The sequence below is a fragment of the Haloarcula taiwanensis genome (assembly GCA_002844335.1).
Classification (GTDB): Archaea; Halobacteriota; Halobacteria; order Halobacteriales; family Haloarculaceae; genus Haloarcula; species Haloarcula taiwanensis.
On the sequence record CP019154.1, the window covers coordinates 1,641,222 to 1,660,456 of the forward strand.

Genomic DNA, 19,235 nt, shown 5'->3' on the forward strand with positions numbered 1-19,235 from the left:
TGATTAAAAGCCTTGGCGTCTCCCCATAAGTCTGCCTTCACCCGGGCGTCAGGCCGGGAGGTCCTCGGCTTCGAGGAGTTCCTTGTACCGGTTTCGGATTGTCACTTCGGAGATGTCAGCGACGTCGCTGACCTGACTCTGCGTGACTTTCTCGTTTGTCAGCAACGCGGCGGCGTAGACGGCTGCAGCGGCGATGCCGACCGGCGACTTGCCGGAGAGCATCCCGGACTGACGAGCGCCTTCGACGAGGTCGCGGGCCTGTCGCTGAGTCTCCTCGCTGAGGTCAAGGTCGGAGATGAACCGCGGGAGGTAGTGTTCCGGGTCTGCCGGCTGGACTTCGAGGCTGAGTTCCCGGACGATATAGCGGTAAGTCCGTGTGAGCTCCATCTTTTCGACGCGGGAGACGCGGGCCATCTCGTCGAGCGACCGGGGGTTTCCAGCCATGCGGGCAGCCGCGTACAGGGCGGACGTGGCGACGCCCTCGATGGAACGGCCCGGGAGCAGATCGTCACCGAGTGCGCGGCGATAGATGACGCTGGCCGTCTCACGGACGTTCTGGGGCAGGCCCAGCGCAGAGGCCATGCGGTCGATTTCGCCAAGCGCCTGCTTGAGGTTACGCTCCTTGGAGTCGCGGGTCCGGAACCGCTCGTTCCAGGTCCGGAGCCGCTGCATCTTCTGGCGCTGCTCGCTGGAGAGGGAGCGCCCGTAGGCGTCCTTGTTCTGCCAGCCGATGTTCGTCGAGAGGCCCTTGTCGTGCATCATGTTTGTCGTCGGCGCGCCGACGCGGGACTTGCGGTCCTTCTCGGCGGAATTGAATGCACGCCATTCCGGGCCGCGGTCAATCTCGTCCTCTTCGATGACCAGTCCACAGTCTTCACAGACTGTTTCGCCATGCTCGGCGTCGGTAACGACGTTGCCACTACATTCGGGACAGGTCTCTACAGCCTCCTGTTCCGTCGGTTCGGTTATTTTCTCGTCTCGCTCTCGTGTGTTTGTCCGCGTTGTTGATTCACTCATGATTGGGAGTCCTGTTCTGCCGGGTGCAGAAATTTTAATATTGGTTGGGGAACTGTCTTACCCTATAGTTAGTTCGTAAAGTATATAAACCTTTCGCCGCTTTTTCCCTCGAACCGCAATACAACGGCATGATAGGTTTCACCATGGCTCGCTGTAAGGGTATATAATTTTGGCGGTCGTCTCCGACTCCCGTGTGTAGCGCACAAATCGGGGGGCCGCAACATCGTGTGACTCTGTCGGTGTACTGCAGAACAACCGCCGCCTTGCTGCTACAGTCACCCCGATTCAGTCGGAGACAGCGAATGGGCCCCGAAATTATCGGGCCAGTGGGAGTCACAGTGTGGTTCCGCACATCGTGGAGGGGTGATGAGGTGTAAAGAACGATGTTACCAGTCACTACATTTTAGTTACATATACATTCCAGATACGTACAGCAAGGACGGTGACATCCTGTTTGGGAAGTATCGCTGCGACCGCTCAATCGAGCGAGATCCACGCCAGAAACAGCAGCCCACCCAGTTCCAGTATCGCGACAAACGTCATCGCGCGGCCGGCGACAGGGGCGGCGTTTCGTAACAACACGGCGACCTCTGGGTCAAGCACGTAGTAGTAGACGGACAGGCAGTTCTCGGCGAGCAACAGGAACCCGAAAACCGTCAGTCCGAGTGCGTGTTTCGAGCCCACCGACAGGTAGTTGCGGGCCCAGACAGATAGCAACGCAAGCAGCACCACGACGTTGAGCGCAGACGCGACACTTGCCGCGGTCATCCAGACTGCCATCTGTCCCCTCCTATGCCGGCTCGTGGTAAAACTCCATGCTCGATTTCAGCCATTGTCACTCTATCTCCGCAATGATTTCTTCGATGGTGTCCCAGTACTGTTCAGTCCTGTCCGTCAGCGTGTAGACGGACCCGTAGTCGCCGCCGGTGTTGTCGACAACGCCATTGTCCAACAACACGTCGAGGTGATGCCGGACAGTTTTGTAGTCGAGGTCGAGGTCCTCCGCGAGTTGGTTGGCATTCCGAGGCCGTCGCTTGAGGGCTTTGAGGATACGGGCTCTGTTTGGCCCCCCACGGGTCCCTGAAAGAACATACCAGAGGACACCCTCCATCAGCGGACTCAACTCTCCGGGCACACGTATATCCTCTGGCCAACTCCATGATAGCTGCCTACGACCGAAACCAGGGCGGCTATGCATCAGCGGACGCAGCGGGACCCGGGTCGACCCGGCTGGACAAAAAGGAGGTGGTCGTCGGAGGAGGGCCGTTCTGGTTTGCTGTCATACCCACGCAAACTGTGGTGTGCGCCGGGCTATGGAAGCAAGACACCAGTGCCATCGACGTTGTCGCCGTTGATGGCGTGAATGTACCCGTTTGAGGCTTCGATGTTCGTGTCGACGATGGTGGCCTGGCCGCCGTTGAGGACGGTCCCGTCCACATCTATTTTCGCTCCGTTGAGTGTCGGCACCTGATCGGAGGTAGTGACCGACTCGGCGTCGCGACGACCCGGTGCCACGTGGTACGTGAGGATTTCGGCGAGGTCGTCTCGTTCCAAGAGTTCGTCCTTGCTAATACCTAAGACGTGCAGCAAGTTTTCGAACGCCGTATTAGTGGGCGCAAACACGGTCAGTTGTCTGTTTCCGTCGAGTGTCGCCACAAGGCCTGCTTCGCCCAGTGCCTCAACCAAGATCGTGAATCGGTCGTCATTCGAGGCAATGTCGGCAATTGTCTCGCCGTCTCTCGGCGGCGCGGCGCTCGCGGCACCGACGCACCCGACTGCGACTGCTGTTCCGGCACCGATACTCCGCAGGACACTGCGCCTGGTCTGTTTCATGATGTGACCCGGGAGATTCGGAGGACTGTTGACACTTAACCGATTGCCGAACTGAGACCCAAATTAGACCATAGTTTCAGACCGTAAACAGATGTCCTTCGGTCGGGACATCAAAGAGCCCGATACGTGCGCCCGCGTCCAGCCACGCGTGCCCGTACGAAAACGACGCCAGCGCGTTCACGAGGTCGTCGTCGTCTCTAAAGTGACGCCCATCTTCAAGATACGACGACGCCATCTCCTCGCACTCCAGAGCGGCGTCGTGCATCGGCGTTCCATCTGGAGGAGCGACTGATGCCGCGTCAAGTGCTTCGGCAAGCAGTCCCTCGTACCGGTCGGTTTTCTCTTCGAGGTCGGCGGCCATACCCCCAGCGAGCGGCGGCAGCGGCCTAAGCGTGTCGTCACGGTTCGAGTTCGGCGCACGACAACACAAGCTAAATACGGCCTAGTAGTCTAACTTGGCTAATGACAGAATCGGTCGAACACCGACGACTCATCGTCGCTGGAACGGGCGCAGCGGGACTGACAGCGGCTATCTACGCCGCCAGAAGCAACAATGACCCACTCGTTCTGGAAGGCGACGAACCCGGCGGGCAGCTCACGCTGACCAGCGAAGTCGAGAACTTCCCCGGCTTCCCGGAGGGCCTCTCCGGTCCGGACCTCATCAATAACATGAAAGAACAGGCCCAGCGCTTCGGCGCTGAACTCGAACACGGTATCGTCGCCGACATCGACGACAGCGAACGGCCGTTCCGCGTGGAACTGTCGAACGGCGATGTCTACACCTGCGACGCGTTCATCGCCGCTTCCGGGGCCAGCGCCCGCACGCTGGGCGTCCCCGGCGAGGACGAGCTGATGGGCTATGGCGTCTCGACGTGTGCGACCTGTGACGGCGCGTTCTTCCGCGGCGAGGACATGCTCGTCGTCGGCGGCGGCGACGCAGCCATGGAGGAGGCCCACTTCCTTACGAAGTTCGCCGACACCGTCTACATCGCGCACCGCCGCGAGGAGTTCCGCGCCGAGGACTACTGGATCGACCGCGTTCAGCAGAAGGTCGACGAGGGCGAAATCGAGATCATGCGGAACACCGAACTGCTGGAGATGCACGGCTCCCCCGAGGACGGGGTCGACCACGTCACCCTCGCACAGAACGACGAGGGCCATCCCAGCGAGAAGCTCGACGACGACGGGACCGAGAGCTTCGACTTCGACGTGGGTGCGGTCTTCATCGCTATCGGCCATACGCCGAACACCGACTATCTCGAAGACACCGGCGTCGAACTGGACGACACTGGCTACATCCAGACCCACGGCGGCACCGGCGGCGACCAGACCGCGACCGACGTGGACGGTATCTTCGGTGCCGGCGACGTGGTCGACTACCACTACCAGCAGGCCGTCACCGCCGCCGGGATGGGCTGTAAGGCCGCCATCGACGCCGACGAGTACCTCGAATCCCGGGCCGAGGCCGCCGCCGAGGCGGAGTCCGAGGCTGCGGCAGAAGCCGACGACTAGCGGTTCTGTTTCGCTGTCGTCGCTACATCCACAGACCCTTTAGGATAGCCCCCTGAGTCGGTGGCATGGCAACCGACACTGTCACGCTGACTATCGACGACGGCGAGGAGACCGACGAACTCACAGTCCCGAGCGAACTCGTGGACATCCTCCGGGAATCGCCCGAGGAGACGGACCCGCAGGTCGTCGGCGACATCGCGATGTTCGGCATGACCCAGCGGATTCACAGCGCCGTCCACCACGCTCAGGGCGAGCCGGACGAGCAGATCGTCGCGCTCGAAGCGGAGACCAGCGAGCTGTTCGAGGAGCGGTTCGGACAGTCCTTCGCCGAGCTGACCGGCCACGACCACTGATTTCCGACGGCCGAGTTCCTAAAACGTCCAGTGCAACACCACGCCGTCGTCAACCCGGTCGACGTCGGCCAGTTCCGGCTCCGGGAAGTCCTCGATGAAGCCGTCGCCGTCGGCCAGCGTCGGCGCGTCCCGGCCGCCGATGACCTTCGGACCGATGTAGACGAACAGGTCGTCGACCAGCGCCTCCTCTAGCAGGCCGAAGATGAGTTCGCCGCCACCTTCGACCATGAGCTGGTCGATGCCGTCGCCTTCCAGCTTCGCGAGCGTCGTCGTGAGGTCGACCCGGTCCTGGCCGGCAGCGATGACGTACGCCCCGGCGTCTTCCATCTCCTCAACGAAGTCCGGCGGCGCGGCTTCGCTGACGAGGAGGTAGGTCTGGGCGCGGTCGTCCAATACCGTGGCGTCCGGTGGCGTTCGGATGCGGGAGTCAGCGACGACGCGTGCGGGGTTTTCCGGCTCGCCGCGGTCAGTCCGGGCGGCGCGGCGGTCGGGGTCATCGATAGTCAGTGAGGGGTCGTCGGCGAGAATCGTGCCGACACCGACCATCACGGCGTCGCTGTCGGCTCGGAGCTGGTCGACCCGGTCGAAATCCTCCGGTCCGGAGATAGCGATTTGTTCGCGGCGGCGGGAAGAGAGCTTCCCGTCGACACTCATCGCGGCGTTGACGACGACGTGCATACTCGTTCGTGCCGGTGACACGTCAAACGGCTTTTGGGTTACGCTCGGGTGGAGGTCGTCTCGGGGCGCTTCGAGAGCTTCCGGACATCGAGTTTCTTCACGGTGCCGTCGGCGGTTTTCAGCTTCAGCACCGTCTTTTTCAGTACGAGTTCTTCGACGTCGAGCGTCGTCTCCGTGCTCCAGCCCCGTAGCCTGACCATCCCTTCCTCGTCGATTTCGAGGAACGTGCGGGGCTTGCGCTGGGAGCCCATCGTCCACTCCTCGTCGCCGACGGAGAGTTCCTGCCCGCCGCTTTTCGACCAGCGGAACACGCAGGCGAACTGCTCGCGGGGCTCGTCACCGCGATCGTGGTCGACGCGGGTCCACTGCTCGAAGTCGACGCCGAAATGTGCGGCCCACAGTTCCAGATACTCGAAATCGAACTTCTTCGTGCCGCCGTTGTTCCGACCGCTCCGCCAGATGACGTGGGCCTCGGATGGTTTCGACCCGAACAGACTTCCCATAGTCAGGCCCCCCGATGTCCGCGCCCAGTATCAGCTCCGATATTTTCCTGCCCGGTTAGCTTGACAGATTCGGTAACGGGACCTTCGGCCGTCTGAAACACACTAACTCGGTCAGAGAGCATACACTGAGAGATTGCAGTATCACAAATAAGAATTTTGGGCGATTTCAAACAGGTGTCGACGGCCATGCCCGCAAAGGCTGGCCGAAAACGCTTTTGAGTGCTCCCGTCGAACCGTCAGTCGATGTCTCTCGAAGACCATGCCGAGGAGCTCGCCTCCGACCTCGGTGTTGACAAAGAGGAGGTCACACGCGACCTGGAGAACCTCGTGAACTACTCCGTCCCGATGGACGAGGCCAAGCAGAGCCTCAGACGGAAGTACGGTGACGGCAGCTCGGGCGGCGACAACACGCCGTCGAGCAAGGCCATCAGCGAGGTCACGACCGACGACTCGAACGTGACGGTCACCGCCGTGGTGCTCACGTCCGGTCGGCGGTCCATCCAGTACAACGGGGAACAGCACGTCATCCGCGAGGGCGAACTCGCCGACGAGACGGGGAAGATATCCTACACCGCCTGGGACGGCTTCTCGGGCGACCTCCAGCCCGGCCAGACCGTCCGGCTCGGCAACGCCGGCGTCCGGGAGTGGGACGGCCAGCCCGAACTGAACCTCGGCGACAGCACCGACCCCGAGGTCGTCGACGAGACGCTGGACATCGACTACGAGGTCGGCGGCCGCGCCGCCCTACAGGACCTCGCGCCGGGCGACCGCGGCATCACTGTGGAGGTGCAGGTGCTGGAGTGCGAGCAGAAGGTCATCGACGGCCGCGACGGCGAGACGACGATTCTCAGCGGCGTCCTCGGCGACGAGAGCGGCCGGCTCCCCTTTACTGACTGGGAGCCCCACGCGGAGATCGAGGAAGGGGCGTCCGTACGCCTCGAAGAGACGTTCGTCCGCGAGTTCCGCGGCGCGCCGTCGGTGAACGTCTCGGAGTTCTCGACCGTGACCGCGCTGGACCGCACGGTCGAGGTAGCCGAAGACGCCCCGCGGCTGTCCATCCGCGAGGCCGTCGAGAGCGGCGGCCTGTTCGACGTGGAACTGGCCGGCAACGTCATCGAGGTGCGGGACGGCTCAGGCCTCATCGAGCGTTGTCCGGAGTGTGGCCGTGTCATCCAGAACGGGCAGTGTCGCTCCCACGGCGCGGTTGAGGGCGAGGACGACCTGCGGACGAAGGCGATTCTCGACGACGGGACCGCCACCGTCACCGCAGTGCTGGACGACGAACTGACCGCCAGGGTGTACGGGGGCGACCTCGACGACGCCCGCGAGCACGCCCGGGACGCGATGGATAAAGAGGTCGTCGCCGACCGCATCGCCGACCGCATCGTCGGCCACGAGTTCGTCGTCCGCGGGTCGCTGTCGGTCGACGAGTACGGCGCGAACCTCACCGCATCGACGTTCGCCGAGGCCGACGACGACCCGGCGACGCGTGCGCGGACCCTGCTACAGGAGGCAGACACATGAGCGAATCCGGAGACAGCGGCCCCGGCCGCCGGGAGGTCGCCCATCGACTGTTCGCCGCGGAGTTCGATGACGCCGACTTCTCGTATTCGGAGTCCGACGAGGAGCGCGCGCCGAACTACGTCGTCACGCCGACCGGCGCGCGGGTCAACCGCCTGTTCCTCGTCGGCGTCCTCACCGAGCTCGAACAGGTCAACGACGACGTGTTGCGCGCCCGTGTCGTGGACCCGACCGGCCCCTTCGTCGTCTACGCCGGCCAGTACCAGCCCGACGAACTGGCCTTCCTCGAAGCCGCCGACCCGCCGATGTTCGTCGCCGTCACGGGGAAGGCCCGGACCTTCCAGCCCGACGACAGCGACCGGGTGTTCACCTCGGTTCGGCCCGAGAGTATCAGCGAGGTCGACGGGGACACGCGGGACCGCTGGGTCGTGCAGGCTGCCGAGCAGACCGTCTCGCGCATCGGCCAGCTGGCCAGCGCGAAGCAGGCCGGCCTGACCGGCGACGAACTCAGACTCGCGCTGCTGGACCAGGGCATCGACGAGAGCGCCGCGGCCGGCATCACGCTCGCGCTGGACCACTACGGCACGACCGGCGACTACCTCGACGCGCTCCGAACGACGGCGCTCGACGCCGCTCGCGTCGTCGCCGGCGACACGGATGAAGCGGAAGGGTTGTCGCTATCGCCGGGCGACGGGACCGACGACCCGATTCCGCTGCTCGCCTCCCTCGACCTCGATACTTACCCTTCCACCCCGGAGACGACTGACGAAGACATCGCCGCGACGGCCGAATCGGGGTCGCCATCGGAGGCAGCGACTGACGACGGGGAAGCGACCGGGCCGAGCGCACAGACGGCCGAAGCGTCAGATATCGAATCATCGACGGCCGACGAGGCCGACGCGGCCGAGAGCGGTGCGCCCGCAGACGCCGCCGACGCCGAGCCGGCCCCAGAGTCGGCCGGGGCCCCGGCCGGCGACGAATCGCCCGAACCGGACGCCGACGCGGCTACGAGCGACGCACCCGCCGAAACACCCGAGCCAGCGACCGACGCCGAACCCGACGAGACGACCGCCGGCGACTCCGCGGGTGAGGACGCGCCCACGACGCCCACACCGAGTGAGTCCGTGAACGGATCTCCGGCACCGAGCGAGCCGGCGACCGACGCCGATTCGACGGTGGAGGACGAGCCTGAATCGTCGTCGGAACCCGGGGCGGACGAGGACCTCGGCGACTTCGACACCGAGTTCGAACTGGACGAGGACGAGCGCGAGGAGATAGAGCAGGAGTACGGCACGGACTTCCAGAGCGGGACCGAGGTCGACGAGCCCGGCGAGGCCGACATCGAGACGCCGGACCCCGAGGAACTGGCCGATGCGGCCGAAGAAGGGGCACCCGCAGACGCCGCCGACGCCGAACCGGCCCCCGAATCTCCGGGCGCACCCGCCGGCGATGAATCCCCCGAACCGGACGCCGACGCCGCCACCAGCGACGCTCCCGCCGAAACCCCCGAGACTGCGACCGACGCGGCGGCCGACGAGACCACTGCCGGCGACTCCGCAAGCGAGGACGCCACAGAGGACGTGGACCTCGAAGACGCCGCTATGGAAGTCATGGACGAACTCGACGACGGCAGCGGGGCCGACCGCGAGGAACTCCGCTCGACGGTCGCGGGCCGCTACGGCGCGGACGCTGACGCCGTCGAAGACGCCATCCAGGACGCGCTGATGGGCGGTCGCTGCTACGAGCCCGAGGACGGCAAGCTCAAGCCAATATAACCGAACGACGGCTCATAGCCGGTTCCGGGAGCGCTCTGGGATCGAGCCGCGGTGCTTTTTTCGCCCGACGGCTAACACAGGAGCGATGCGCGTCGAACCGCTTCCCGGCGTTCCGGCAGCCACAGTCGATACCGACGGAGAGCGGTTGCTGGCGGTGGCTGATTACCACGCTGGCATCGAAGCGGGGCTCAGATACGAGGGCGTCGAACTCAAGTCGGCCGCCGCGGACCGTCGGGAGCGGTTGCTGACGTGTCTGGACCGCGCCCGTGCCGACCGGCTGGTGGTCGTCGGCGATCTGGGCCACGCTATCGGCGACCCGTTCGACGACGAGCGGGCGGAACTCGAAGCGCTGTTCGACGCACTCGACGTGCCCGTGACGCTGGTGAAAGGGAACCACGACGGCAGTCTGGAGCCGGTCCTATCCGACCTTCCCGCCGATATCGAGGTGACGCCGGGACACGGGACCCGCATTGGTTCGGTCGGGTTCGCCCACGGCCACACCTGGCCTGCACCGGACGTGCTCGAAGCGGACGTGCTCTGTGTCGGCCACGAACACCCGGTCGTCCGACTCGAAGACAGCGTCGGCGGCGCACAGAAAGAGCGGGCCTGGCTCCGCGGCTCGCTGGCGACTGATCCCTTTGCCGAGCAGTTCGACCAGCCGGTCGACGACGCGCCGGATATCGTCGTCTTTCCTGCCTTCAACGACCGCTCCGGGGGGACGTGGGTCAACGTCGACGGCCAGGAGTTCCTCGCCCCGTTCCTGCCCGAGGGCATGACGGATGCCGAGGCGTTCCTGCTCGATGGCACGCGGTTAGGGGCCTACCAGCAGGTCTGAGCCGGCTGTCTACCTATTCTTCCGAAAGCGCTGCTTCGAGGTCGTCGACAAGTTCGGCGTTGCCGAGGAACGTCGGCGTCCGGTCGTGGATACCATCCGGTTCAACGGCGAGTAACGACTGCGACCCATCGCTGGAAGCGCCACCGGCCGCTTCGACGAGATATGCGAGCGGGGCCGATTCGAAGTGGACCCGGAGTTTACCGTCCGGATACCCCGTCGTCGCCGGATAGCCGAACAGTCCGCCGTACTCGAGGACCTGCGCCAGATCGGCGACAGTCGCCCCACCGTAGCGGAGCTTCAGGTCCCGCTCGAAGGCCTGGGCGATGTCGTTGAACTCGTCGCTGCGCTCGCCGGTCTTGCCCGCCAGCCCGACCACTGTCGCCTCCGCCGGCAGTTCGAACTGGCCCCAGCGCTCGCTGTGCCCGTCCCGGAGGAGGTGCTCCTGAACGACATCGCGGTCGGACCGTGCGATTGTCAGCGTCGTGTACGGGCCGTACAGTACCATCAGCGACGCGACCATTTCCCGGCCTGCCGCGGGGAGTTCGGCGTCGTAGACCCCAATTATCGTCCCCACAGAGTTGTTCGAGGCGAGGTTCGAGGAGCCATCGAGCGGGTCGATAGCGATACTGTAGCCCTCGCCGCAGTCGACCACGTCGCTGCGCTCCTCGCTCGCGTACGCGCCGATACCGTCGATGTGTGCGAGCGCGTCGAAAAACAGGTCGTCGGCCCACACGTCGCCCCCGACCTGTTGTTCCCCGCTCGGGTTCTCGCCGGCAGCTCTGTTGGCGTAGTTCGCCAGGTTCCCGCTGACGTAATGCGCCGTATCCTTCACCGCTCGTTCGATTTCATCGAGCGTGTTCACGGGCCATCACCGGTCGCAGTTGCACAGGCGTCAGTCATGGTTTCACATGTCTCTGTGCAACGACATAAGGTTGTACCCGCCATTCCCCTGCAACGCCCGCAGTCCTTCGGTTACCGACAGCGGACGAGACGATGTGACACAACGTGTTTAACCCGGTGTAGTCGCTAGAAAGGGGCGATGACTGACGGGGTCGCTCGCGGCGATGACGCCTTTACCGCACTCGGTCCAGCCGTCCGCAGTGCGCTCTCAGAGCGCGGCTTCACGACGCCGACCGACCCACAGCGAAAAGCAATTCCGACCCTGGCTGACGGGCGGGACGCGCTGGTGGTCGCACCGACCGGTACCGGGAAGACGGAGACGGCGATGTTGCCGGTCTTCGACGCATTAGCACAGTCCGAGGACCGTTTTGGCATCGGCGCGCTGTATATCACGCCGCTTCGGGCTCTTAACCGCGACATGCGCCAGCGTCTGGATTGGTGGGGCGAAACGCTCGGCCTCGAAGTGGATGTTCGCCACGGCGACACGACGGACTACCAGCGCCAGAAGCAGGCCGACGACCCGCCGGACGTGCTCGTAACTACGCCCGAGACGCTCCAGGCGATGCTTACCGGGTCGAAGCTCCGGACTGCGCTGGCAGATGTCGAACATATCGTCATCGACGAGGTTCACGAGCTCGCCGCGGCCAAGCGCGGCGCGCAGCTGACCATCGGACTCGAACGGCTCCGAGAGCTGTCCGGGCAGTTCCAGCGCATCGGACTCTCGGCGACTGTCGGCGACCCACACGAGGTCGGCCGGTTTCTCACCGGCGGCCGGACGTGTGCCATCGTGGAAGTGGACATCGGCAGTCGACTGGACATCGAGGTGATCCGGCCCCAGATTACCGACCGTGACGAAGAACTGTCGAGCACGCTCGTCACCGACGCTGGAACGGCCAGTCACGTCCGCTACATCGCGGACCTCATCGATGACCACGAGTCCGTCTTGCTGTTTGTCAACACCCGACAGACAGCCGAGGCGCTGGGCTCGCGGTTCAAAGAGTTGGGAACCGATCTCGGCGTCCACCACGGCTCGCTGTCGAAGGAGGCCCGTATCGACGTGGAGGACCGGTTCAAGGCCGGCGACCTCGACGCCCTGCTGTGTACCTCCTCGATGGAACTGGGCATCGACGTGGGCCACGTCGATCACGTCGTCCAGTACGGCAGTCCCCGGCAGGTGTCCCGTCTCGTCCAGCGGGTCGGCCGGGCCGGCCACCGGCGTGACCTCGTCTCCTCGGGCACGGTTGTCACCACCGACACCGACGACACGCTGGAGGCGCTGGCGATTGCGAGACAGGCCGAAGCTGGCGACGTTGAACCGGCCGAAATACACGATGGCAGCCTCGATACCGTTGCTAACCAGGTCGCCGGGCTAGTGATGGACACCGGCGAAATCCGGGCGATGCGGGCCTACGAGATACTGACCCGCGCGTACCCGTTCCGTGATCTCGGCGAGGCCCAGTTCAAGCAGGTCGTCGAAGAACTCGCAGCGAACAACGTCATCTGGCTCGACGAGGACCGGGACACCTTAGAGAAACGCCGCGGGACCTGGCAGTACTTCTATCAGAACCTCTCGATGATCCCTGACGAGGCCACCTACGACGTGGAAGACGTAGCCTCGGGCCAGCAGGTCGGGACCCTCGATGAGAAGTTCGTCGTCAACTTCGCCACGCCCGGCGAGGTGTTCGTCCAGCGCGGGGAGATGTGGCGCATCACGAACATCGACGAGGAGGAGGAGATCGTGACCGTCTCGCCCATCGAGGACCCCGCCGGTGAGGTGCCATCGTGGGTCGGGCAGGAAATTCCGGTTCCGAGGGCCGTCGCCGCGGAGGTCGGCGAACTCCGCCGCGTGGCCGGCCGGCAACTCCAAAACGGCGCGGACACCGACGCCGTCGCCAGAGACGTAGCGACTCGCTATGCCGCCGGCCCGGAAACCGTCGCGGACGGCCTCTCGCAGGTCGAGAAACACGAGGGCCCGATTCCGGACGACACGACCATTCTGGTGGAGTTCCACGGCCGGGAAGTTATCATCAATGCCTGCTATGGGCACAAAATCAACGAGACGCTGGGACGGATCCTCTCGGCGCTGCTCGGCCAGCGAGCGGGCGAATCAGTCGCGATGGAGGTCGACCCCTACCGGATTACGCTGGAAGTCCCGCGACGAATCACCGCCGGCGACGTCATCGAAGTCATCGAGGACACCGACCCCGACCACCTCCCGGCGCTTATCGAACTCAGCCTGAAAAACGCCGACGCGCTGAAGTTCAAGCTTGCACAGGTAGCGACGAAGTTCGGCTCGCTCAAGCGCTGGCGCGGTCGCGGGTCGACGGACTTCGGCCGCGACCGTCTGCTCGCTGCGCTGGAGGACACGCCGATGTACGACGAAGCCCTGCGCGAAGTGCGCCACGAGGACCTCGCCATCGAGGCGACGGCCGACCTTCTCCGAGACATCCAGAGCGGCGACGTAGCGCTCGAAACAGTGGGTGAGCACACGCCCATCGGGACCGGCGGTAGCTCCTCCGGGCGGGAGTTGCTCTCCCCGGAGAACGCCGACGCGAGCGTCATCAACACCGTCAGGGAGCGCATCCAAAGCGACCGTGTCATCCTCATGTGTTTACACTGCAAAGAGTGGGACCGAAAACAGCAGGTCAAGCGCGTGCGCGACCAGCCGTCGTGTCCGCACTGTGGCTCGACCCGCATCGCCGCGCTGAATCCCTGGGCCGAGGAAGTCGTCTCGGCCGTCCGGACCGATGACAAGGACGAGGAGCAGGAGAAGATGACCGAACGAGCCTACCGCTCGGCCTCGCTGGTCCAGAGTCACGGGAAGCAAGCGGTGGTCGCGCTGGCGGCCCGCGGCGTCGGTCCGCACAACGCCGCCCGCATCATCAATCATCTGCGTGAGGACGAAGACGAGTTTTACCGGGACATCCTTCGTCAGGAGCGAGAGTACGCGCGGACCCAGTCGTTCTGGGGTTGAGGGCCAGCGTACGCCAGCAGCCTAGCTCAATTCCCGGATCGCTTCCGCGAGTCGCGGCTCGATAGCAGCAGGCTCAGGCGCTTCTATCGTGAGTTTCGTGTGTCGCTCGTCGGCGTCGGTCATCTCCGAGAGCAGTCCGGCGCTGCGGTCGACCTCCAGATACACCGTGAGATGGCTGTCGTCGAACACCGGGACGACTTCCACCTCGTCGACCTGCTCCGCGAACTCGCCGCGCTGTGGCCGGAACTCGAACTCCTGAACGAAGTTCGTCGAGGTGGTAAACAGACTCCCGGCTGTGGCCTCACAGGCAGAGGCATGGAGCGAGAAGCCGAGCGAATCGAGCGCGTCGAACACTGCCTGCGTGCGGTGTGTCGGTTCGACCTCGATGTAATCCTCGTCACCGGGGTCGACCGCCATCGAGATATCGAGTCCGGTCTCGATTTCGACGGCCGTCGAGCGTGTCGTTACAGGCGTCACCCGGGGAATATGGACGGTCGTCTCGAAGCGACGTTCCTCACCCGCCTCGATGGTGAACGGCTCGGTGAGTTGCCACTGGTCGATGATGGCGTCCTTGTACCCCTCGTCGGATCTGTACTCAGTTTCCAGCGCGAAGTAGATCGCGTCGATATCCTGGTCCGTCGAGCCGCCCTCAACGTGAACTTCGGCACGGACGGACTCACCGGCTCTGACGGAATCTGCCGGCAAGACCGTGTCCACCGTAGCAGACCCGATGCCGATTCTGGAAAGCACGTCTTTCATTGGTAGTGTGCAATTCAACCGTCATATAGTATAAAGTTCAGGGCGATACGGGGCGAAGAAATTGCGTATCGACGGACACGGGCGCCTGCGCGTGGCGGCCCGTCAGCACATAGAGCCGTCGATACCGACTGGTATCTGCGACAGTTGCCCAATCGATCAGGTGTCAAGGGCATCCTGACCGAGTATGACCAGCCCCGCTATGTTGTTATCCAGATCAGTCAGAGAGTGGGCGCGGAACTTGTATGGCTGTCGCTGACCGCTGTCGAGTCGAAGGCTGGCCGTGACAGTCGTTCGGCCAGTACGGAGTGCGTTGTCAACCGCGTCAGTAATCATCTCCCGCTCGTCGTCAGGAAACAAGTCAGTGATCGCCGTTCCAACGGCTGTCTGTTCGGTGTGGCCAGTAGCCTCGAGTGCGCGGCGGTTACAGTGCTTGAGGGTGCCATGAGTATCTGTAACGAACAGTGGCTCATCGAGCGTGTCGAGCGCTTGTTGAATGACCGCCCGCTCCTCGCGTAACTCCTGCTCACGGGCGTACCGTTCGGTGATGTCGGTAAACGCGACGACGAGTTGCTCGACCTCACCGTCTCTGATAATCGGCGTGGTATTGACTTCATGGACGACTTCGCCGACCGGATGAGTAAGGGTCACCGTATATGAAATTGTTTCTCGCATGTCGACGCATTTCCGATACGCGCCGGCGACCGCTCTGGCATTCTCGTCGCCGAGTGCCTCCTGTGGGGTCTTACCGATAAGTTCTGACTCTGCAAGTCCGGTAAACTCCTGAACCCGTGAGTTACACCGACGGAAGCGAAACCCGTCTTGCTCGACATCAACAAGCAGGAGTCCGTTCCGCGCGTTCTCGAAAACAGCGGCGTACTCCTCTTTGGTCTCGCGTAGCTGTTTTTCCGAGTGATACCGGGTGACAGCGTTGTTAATACGGTTGGCCAGTAGTTCGTACTGATCAGTTCCGGATTGTTTCTGTAGGTAGTCAGTTGCGCCAGCAGAGATCGCATCGCTTGCGATCTCTTCGCTTCCTCGGCCAGTAAACAGAATGAACGGGAGTTTGGAGTGTTCCGCCCGGACGGCTTGTAAAAACTCAAGTCCGTCGATACCGGGCATCTCAAAGTCGGAAACGATGCAGTCAGGGGAGAAATCGTCGAGTAGCTGTAGCCCCTCTGTCGCGCTTGCAGCAGTCTCCACGTTGAACCGACTGTCCTTGCGTTCGAGGAGGTCGGCAGTCAGGCTAGCAAGCCCCTTATCGTCATCGACATGTAGAATGTCAACGCCCCCCATATGCTTTGGTTGGACTGTACTGGATTATTTCTTTCTATCATCCAACTGATACTACGGCCCGGAAACACACCGCAAAGACAGCGCATTCTACTCCACTGGTCGTGCAATGCTGTGGCTTAGTATCATAGCATCTAACGACCAAGTTCTGTGTATTTGACACTATCCGGGTCACTCAAACCACTCGGGGCACAAAGGGGAGCATGACCGAGTGGCGTGACGCGTCGGCTCCCACCTGTCCAGAGTGTGATGAGTCGCTGGAACCCACCGCGATGACCTGCCCACACTGTGACGCGACGCTGCTCACCGACGAACAGACCGAGATGCTCGACGAGCGCCTGACCGAGACGCTTGAGTCGATGGACTCCGGTGCGCCGACGTGGGCAGTCACGCTCACTGGCCTCTCGCTCGGAATCGCCATTGCGCCGCTCGTGCTGTACGCGGTCGTCATCCTCGTCGGCGATCTCTCGCTTCCCGTGGCCGTCGGCGTCCTGCTGGCCGGCTGGCTCGTCCCGGCCGCATATCTCTCTCGGCTTCGCAATCCCAGCGAGGTGCTGGCCCGCGGGCTGTACCTCGTCGTCGCCGGTGTAGCCGTCGTCGTGGTCGTAGTGGGATATGAGGTCTTCCTGTCGAATGGCCCATCAGTCGTCTCCGAGCAGACTGCGCTCGTGTCGCTCGGTCTGGCGATTCCGGCGGCACTGGGCGCGCTCATCGCGCGTCGCGCCGCCCGACGGGCTGACCGGCAAGCCCGCGGAGAGCCGGGGCCGCTGCACGAGCGATTCAGTATCGACGACGAGTCCGACGACTGAAAACGCCTAAGCGGGCCGCCGTTCTCCACCCGTGCATGCGACTGGAGGAGTACTGGGGCATCGGCCCGAAGACGTCCGAACTGCTCACCGAGGAGCTGGGCGTCGAGCGGGCCATCGAGGCAATCGAGTCGGCGGATACACGAGCGCTAACCACGGCTGGCCTCTCTCAGGGGCGCGCAACGCGCATCCTCCGGCGGGCGACCGGGGCCGAATCGATGGGCCTGCTCGCCACCAGAGACACCCGCGACGTGTACAAGGAACTGCTTGACCTCGCCGAGGAATACGCGGTCACGGCGGCTGCGGCCGACAGCATCCGGGTGCTGACGCCGCTGCCGACCCGCGAGGCGATGGACGAGCGGCTGGACGACGTGCTCGAAGCGCGGGACACGTGGGCCGGCCTCGCCGACGAGGACCAGCGGGCCGTCCTCGACGCGTTCGAGGACTACGACGCCGCCGGGGGCGAACTGGCCGCGGTCGACGTGGCGCTCGCGCTCCGGGACACCGGCGTCGAGAACGGCGTGTTCGAGCCGCTCGCCGCCCTCGACCGCGACTCCCTGGCGACCGGCCGGGCGGCGCTCGCCGGCCTCGCGGGCGACGGCGACTCCGTCGGCGAGGGGGCCGACGACGAACTGGACCGTCTGCGCGACCGGCTCGGGCAAATCGAGGACCTCGCGGCCGCCTCGATGGAGGTCGTCGAGGCCGTCCAGGAGGGCGCGCGGCGGCCCGACGAGTTCCAGGACGCGCTGGTGCGCCACGTCACGAGCGAGACCGGCGTCGACGCCGCCAGGGTCCGGGACGCGATGCCCCGCGAGGCGACCGACGCCCGCGACTTCGTCGACGTGGCGTTGCGGGAACTCCGGAGCACGCTGCGAACCGACGTCCGGGAGCGCGAGCAGGCGGTCGCCGACCGGTTGGAAGACGACCTCGCCGATGCGCGTGCGGAGATCGACGCCGCGGTCGAGGCGGTAGACGACATCGCCTTCTCGGTGTCGCTGGCCCGGTTCGCCATCGCGTTCGACCTGACCCGCCCCACCTTCGTCGAGGGCCGCAAGACTATCGCGGTGCAACGGGCCCGCAACCTCACAATCGCCGACGTGGAGAGCGTCCAGCCGGTCACCTACGCCATCGGCGACCACACGCTGGAGCTAGACCGGGCGAACCGACCGCCCAGCGGCGACCGGGTGGCCGTTCTCACTGGCGCGAACTCCGGCGGGAAGACGACCCTGCTGGAGACGCTGTGTCAGGTCCAGTTGCTCGCCCAGATGGGGCTGCCCGTGCCCGCCGACGCCGCCGAGGTGAGCGTCGTCGACACCGTCGTGTTCCACCGCCGGCACGCCTCGTTCAACGCCGGCGTCCTCGAATCGACGCTGCGCTCTGTCGTGCCGCCGCTGACCGAGAGCGACCGGACGCTGATGCTCGTCGACGAGTTCGAGGCCATCACCGAACCCGGCTCCGCCGCCGACCTCCTCCACGGACTCGTGACGTTGACTGTCGACCGCGACGCGCTGGGCGTGTTCGTCACGCACCTCGCGGACGACCTGGAACCGCTGCCCACAGAGGCCCGCGTCGACGGCATCTTCGCTGAAGGGCTGAATCAGGACCTCGAACTGCAGGTCGACTACCAGCCTCGGTTTGGCACGGTCGGAAAATCCACACCGGAGTTCATCGTCTCCCGACTGGTCGCGAACGCCAAGGACCCCGTCGAGCGAAACGGGTTCGAGACACTCGCCACGGCCGTCGGCGAGGAAGCGGTCCAGCGGACGCTCTCAGACGCCCTCTGGACCGACGAGTAGCCGAGTCAGGACGGCGAACTGGCGACGACTCGCTCCTCCCCTTCGACCGCCTCGGCGATGTTTTCCAGAAGCCGCCGTACCTCCCGGCGGTTGTACCAGCGGATGAGCGGCGCGAGGAGAACCTCCGGGAGTGGCCCGGGGACCTCGTACTCGGCCGCGTATGTGAGCCGCGTGCCCCCGCGCTCCGGTTCGAACCGCCAGGCTATCCGGCCCGTCAGGTCGCCGCTCATCTCGTAAACGATACGCTCGGGCGGCTTGTACGTCGAGGCACGGACCTCACCGGTGAAGGTGATTCCGAACATTTTGTACTCGTACGCAGCGCGGTTTCCGCTGTTTGGCAGCCGCTCGATGCGTTCGGCGCGGGTAAGGCTCGGCGTGACGGCCGCCTGGTTCGACGGCTCGTCCATGAACGTGAACACTGTCTCGACTGGTGCATCGAGCCAGCGGTCGTCGGACGTATGGACGGTCATACATACCGCTTCGTGCGCCAGTATCTTACAGGCTCGGCTCACAGTGACCGCAAGCGAGGGTACCGGTTGTGACCGGCCCCGGCGGCTACAGCCGCCGAGTGCGGCGTGACCGGGTTCTGTTCTTCGAGTCGCGTCGCCGCCTGCCGATGACGGCGGCGAGGTATATTCGATGCATGGGTGTGGACTTCCCGGCAGGAATCGAACCTGCACCGG

General features: G+C 64.4%; 19 protein-coding genes. 8 read left to right on the forward strand and 11 right to left on the reverse strand.

The window, feature by feature from the left end; translation table 11 throughout:
- Positions 1–48: 48 nt before the first annotated feature.
- The 5 genes from BVU17_08345 to BVU17_08365 form a co-directional block, all read right to left on the reverse strand.
- Positions 49–1,017 carry a transcription initiation factor IIB 2 gene (locus tag BVU17_08345; GenBank protein ID AUG47522.1) on the reverse strand — a complete coding sequence of 323 codons (969 nt, stop codon included), beginning with the start codon at positions 1,015–1,017 and terminating at the stop codon, positions 49–51.
- A gap of 477 nt (positions 1,018–1,494) precedes the next feature.
- Positions 1,495–1,797, reverse strand: a complete 303-nt coding sequence (locus BVU17_08350; GenBank protein AUG47523.1) for a hypothetical protein — start codon at positions 1,795–1,797, stop codon at positions 1,495–1,497.
- A 55-nt stretch (positions 1,798–1,852) separates the two neighbouring features.
- Positions 1,853–2,128, reverse strand: coding sequence for a transcriptional regulator (locus tag BVU17_08355; protein ID AUG47524.1), 276 nt, complete (start codon positions 2,126–2,128; stop codon positions 1,853–1,855).
- Between the two features lie 200 nt (positions 2,129–2,328).
- Entirely contained in the window at positions 2,329–2,850 is a 522-nt protein-coding gene (locus BVU17_08360; protein AUG47525.1) for a hypothetical protein, read from the reverse strand.
- Between the two features lie 76 nt (positions 2,851–2,926).
- Positions 2,927–3,211 (reverse strand): hypothetical protein, encoded by a 285-nt coding sequence (locus BVU17_08365; protein AUG47526.1) that lies wholly within the window; start codon positions 3,209–3,211, stop codon positions 2,927–2,929.
- Positions 3,212–3,312: 101 nt separating this feature from the next.
- Between BVU17_08365 and BVU17_08370 the strand changes: the two genes are divergently transcribed.
- Together BVU17_08370 and BVU17_08375 are read left to right on the forward strand one after the other, a co-directional pair.
- Positions 3,313–4,362 (forward strand): thioredoxin reductase, encoded by a 1,050-nt coding sequence (locus BVU17_08370; protein ID AUG47527.1) that lies wholly within the window; start codon positions 3,313–3,315, stop codon positions 4,360–4,362.
- Positions 4,363–4,427: 65 nt separating this feature from the next.
- Positions 4,428–4,715 carry a hypothetical protein gene (locus BVU17_08375; protein ID AUG47528.1) on the forward strand — a complete coding sequence of 96 codons (288 nt, stop codon included), beginning with the start codon at positions 4,428–4,430 and terminating at the stop codon, positions 4,713–4,715.
- Between the two features lie 18 nt (positions 4,716–4,733).
- Here the strand turns inward: BVU17_08375 and BVU17_08380 are convergent, their stop codons facing one another.
- Together BVU17_08380 and BVU17_08385 are read right to left on the reverse strand one after the other, a co-directional pair.
- A complete protein-coding gene (locus BVU17_08380) occupies positions 4,734–5,393 on the reverse strand; it encodes a 2,5-diamino-6-(ribosylamino)-4(3H)-pyrimidinone 5'-phosphate reductase (protein AUG47529.1) in 660 nt (219 codons plus the stop codon).
- Between the two features lie 38 nt (positions 5,394–5,431).
- On the reverse strand, positions 5,432–5,896 hold the full coding sequence (locus BVU17_08385) for a hypothetical protein (GenBank protein AUG47530.1): 465 nt from the start codon (positions 5,894–5,896) through the stop codon (positions 5,432–5,434).
- 243 nt (positions 5,897–6,139) lie between these two features.
- Here BVU17_08385 and BVU17_08390 point away from each other — a divergent pair, with 243 nt between their 5' ends.
- From BVU17_08390 to BVU17_08400, 3 genes are all read left to right on the forward strand, one after another.
- Positions 6,140–7,420 (forward strand): replication factor A, encoded by a 1,281-nt coding sequence (locus tag BVU17_08390; GenBank protein ID AUG47531.1) that lies wholly within the window; start codon positions 6,140–6,142, stop codon positions 7,418–7,420.
- Entirely contained in the window at positions 7,417–9,192 is a 1,776-nt protein-coding gene (locus BVU17_08395; protein ID AUG47532.1) for a hypothetical protein, read from the forward strand. Before BVU17_08390 ends, BVU17_08395 begins: the two co-directional genes overlap by 4 nt.
- An 85-nt stretch (positions 9,193–9,277) precedes the next feature.
- Positions 9,278–10,027 carry a phosphoesterase gene (locus tag BVU17_08400; protein ID AUG47533.1) on the forward strand — a complete coding sequence of 250 codons (750 nt, stop codon included), beginning with the start codon at positions 9,278–9,280 and terminating at the stop codon, positions 10,025–10,027.
- A 13-nt stretch (positions 10,028–10,040) separates the two neighbouring features.
- On the opposite strand, the gene BVU17_08405 is transcribed toward BVU17_08400, so the two are convergent.
- Positions 10,041–10,889 carry a fructose-bisphosphatase gene (locus BVU17_08405; GenBank protein AUG47534.1) on the reverse strand — a complete coding sequence of 283 codons (849 nt, stop codon included), beginning with the start codon at positions 10,887–10,889 and terminating at the stop codon, positions 10,041–10,043.
- A 177-nt stretch (positions 10,890–11,066) separates the two neighbouring features.
- Here BVU17_08405 and BVU17_08410 point away from each other — a divergent pair, with 177 nt between their 5' ends.
- Positions 11,067–13,901 (forward strand): helicase, encoded by a 2,835-nt coding sequence (locus BVU17_08410; GenBank protein AUG47535.1) that lies wholly within the window; start codon positions 11,067–11,069, stop codon positions 13,899–13,901.
- Positions 13,902–13,922: 21 nt separating this feature from the next.
- On the opposite strand, the gene BVU17_08415 is transcribed toward BVU17_08410, so the two are convergent.
- Both BVU17_08415 and BVU17_08420 read right to left on the reverse strand, forming a co-directional pair.
- A complete protein-coding gene (locus BVU17_08415) occupies positions 13,923–14,660 on the reverse strand; it encodes a SpoOM family protein (protein ID AUG47536.1) in 738 nt (245 codons plus the stop codon).
- 156 nt (positions 14,661–14,816) lie between these two features.
- Positions 14,817–15,953 (reverse strand): PAS domain S-box protein, encoded by a 1,137-nt coding sequence (locus tag BVU17_08420; GenBank protein AUG47537.1) that lies wholly within the window; start codon positions 15,951–15,953, stop codon positions 14,817–14,819.
- A gap of 200 nt (positions 15,954–16,153) precedes the next feature.
- On the opposite strand from BVU17_08420, the gene BVU17_08425 reads away from it, so the two are divergent.
- Positions 16,154–16,759, forward strand: a complete 606-nt coding sequence (locus tag BVU17_08425; GenBank protein AUG47538.1) for a zinc ribbon domain-containing protein — start codon at positions 16,154–16,156, stop codon at positions 16,757–16,759.
- A gap of 35 nt (positions 16,760–16,794) precedes the next feature.
- Positions 16,795–18,552, forward strand: a complete 1,758-nt coding sequence (locus BVU17_08430) for a DNA mismatch repair protein (GenBank protein AUG47539.1) — start codon at positions 16,795–16,797, stop codon at positions 18,550–18,552.
- Positions 18,553–18,557: 5 nt separating this feature from the next.
- On the opposite strand, the gene BVU17_08435 is transcribed toward BVU17_08430, so the two are convergent.
- Positions 18,558–19,022, reverse strand: coding sequence for a bacterio-opsin activator (locus tag BVU17_08435; GenBank protein ID AUG47540.1), 465 nt, complete (start codon positions 19,020–19,022; stop codon positions 18,558–18,560).
- Positions 19,023–19,235: the final 213 nt, after the last annotated feature.

Coding starts and splice junctions, on each gene's coding strand:
- BVU17_08345 (AUG47522.1), bottom strand. CDS start 1,017: ATGAGTGAATCAACAACGCGGACAAACACACGAGAGCGAGACGAGAAA.
- BVU17_08350 (AUG47523.1), bottom strand. CDS start 1,797: ATGGCAGTCTGGATGACCGCGGCAAGTGTCGCGTCTGCGCTCAACGTC.
- BVU17_08355 (AUG47524.1), bottom strand. CDS start 2,128: ATGGAGGGTGTCCTCTGGTATGTTCTTTCAGGGACCCGTGGGGGGCCA.
- BVU17_08360 (AUG47525.1), bottom strand. CDS start 2,850: ATGAAACAGACCAGGCGCAGTGTCCTGCGGAGTATCGGTGCCGGAACA.
- BVU17_08365 (AUG47526.1), bottom strand. CDS start 3,211: ATGGCCGCCGACCTCGAAGAGAAAACCGACCGGTACGAGGGACTGCTT.
- BVU17_08370 (AUG47527.1), top strand. CDS start 3,313: ATGACAGAATCGGTCGAACACCGACGACTCATCGTCGCTGGAACGGGC.
- BVU17_08375 (AUG47528.1), top strand. CDS start 4,428: ATGGCAACCGACACTGTCACGCTGACTATCGACGACGGCGAGGAGACC.
- BVU17_08380 (AUG47529.1), bottom strand. CDS start 5,393: ATGCACGTCGTCGTCAACGCCGCGATGAGTGTCGACGGGAAGCTCTCT.
- BVU17_08385 (AUG47530.1), bottom strand. CDS start 5,896: ATGGGAAGTCTGTTCGGGTCGAAACCATCCGAGGCCCACGTCATCTGG.
- BVU17_08390 (AUG47531.1), top strand. CDS start 6,140: ATGTCTCTCGAAGACCATGCCGAGGAGCTCGCCTCCGACCTCGGTGTT.
- BVU17_08395 (AUG47532.1), top strand. CDS start 7,417: ATGAGCGAATCCGGAGACAGCGGCCCCGGCCGCCGGGAGGTCGCCCAT.
- BVU17_08400 (AUG47533.1), top strand. CDS start 9,278: ATGCGCGTCGAACCGCTTCCCGGCGTTCCGGCAGCCACAGTCGATACC.
- BVU17_08410 (AUG47535.1), top strand. CDS start 11,067: ATGACTGACGGGGTCGCTCGCGGCGATGACGCCTTTACCGCACTCGGT.
- BVU17_08415 (AUG47536.1), bottom strand. CDS start 14,660: ATGAAAGACGTGCTTTCCAGAATCGGCATCGGGTCTGCTACGGTGGAC.
- BVU17_08420 (AUG47537.1), bottom strand. CDS start 15,953: ATGGGGGGCGTTGACATTCTACATGTCGATGACGATAAGGGGCTTGCT.
- BVU17_08425 (AUG47538.1), top strand. CDS start 16,154: ATGACCGAGTGGCGTGACGCGTCGGCTCCCACCTGTCCAGAGTGTGAT.
- BVU17_08430 (AUG47539.1), top strand. CDS start 16,795: ATGCGACTGGAGGAGTACTGGGGCATCGGCCCGAAGACGTCCGAACTG.
- BVU17_08435 (AUG47540.1), bottom strand. CDS start 19,022: ATGACCGTCCATACGTCCGACGACCGCTGGCTCGATGCACCAGTCGAG.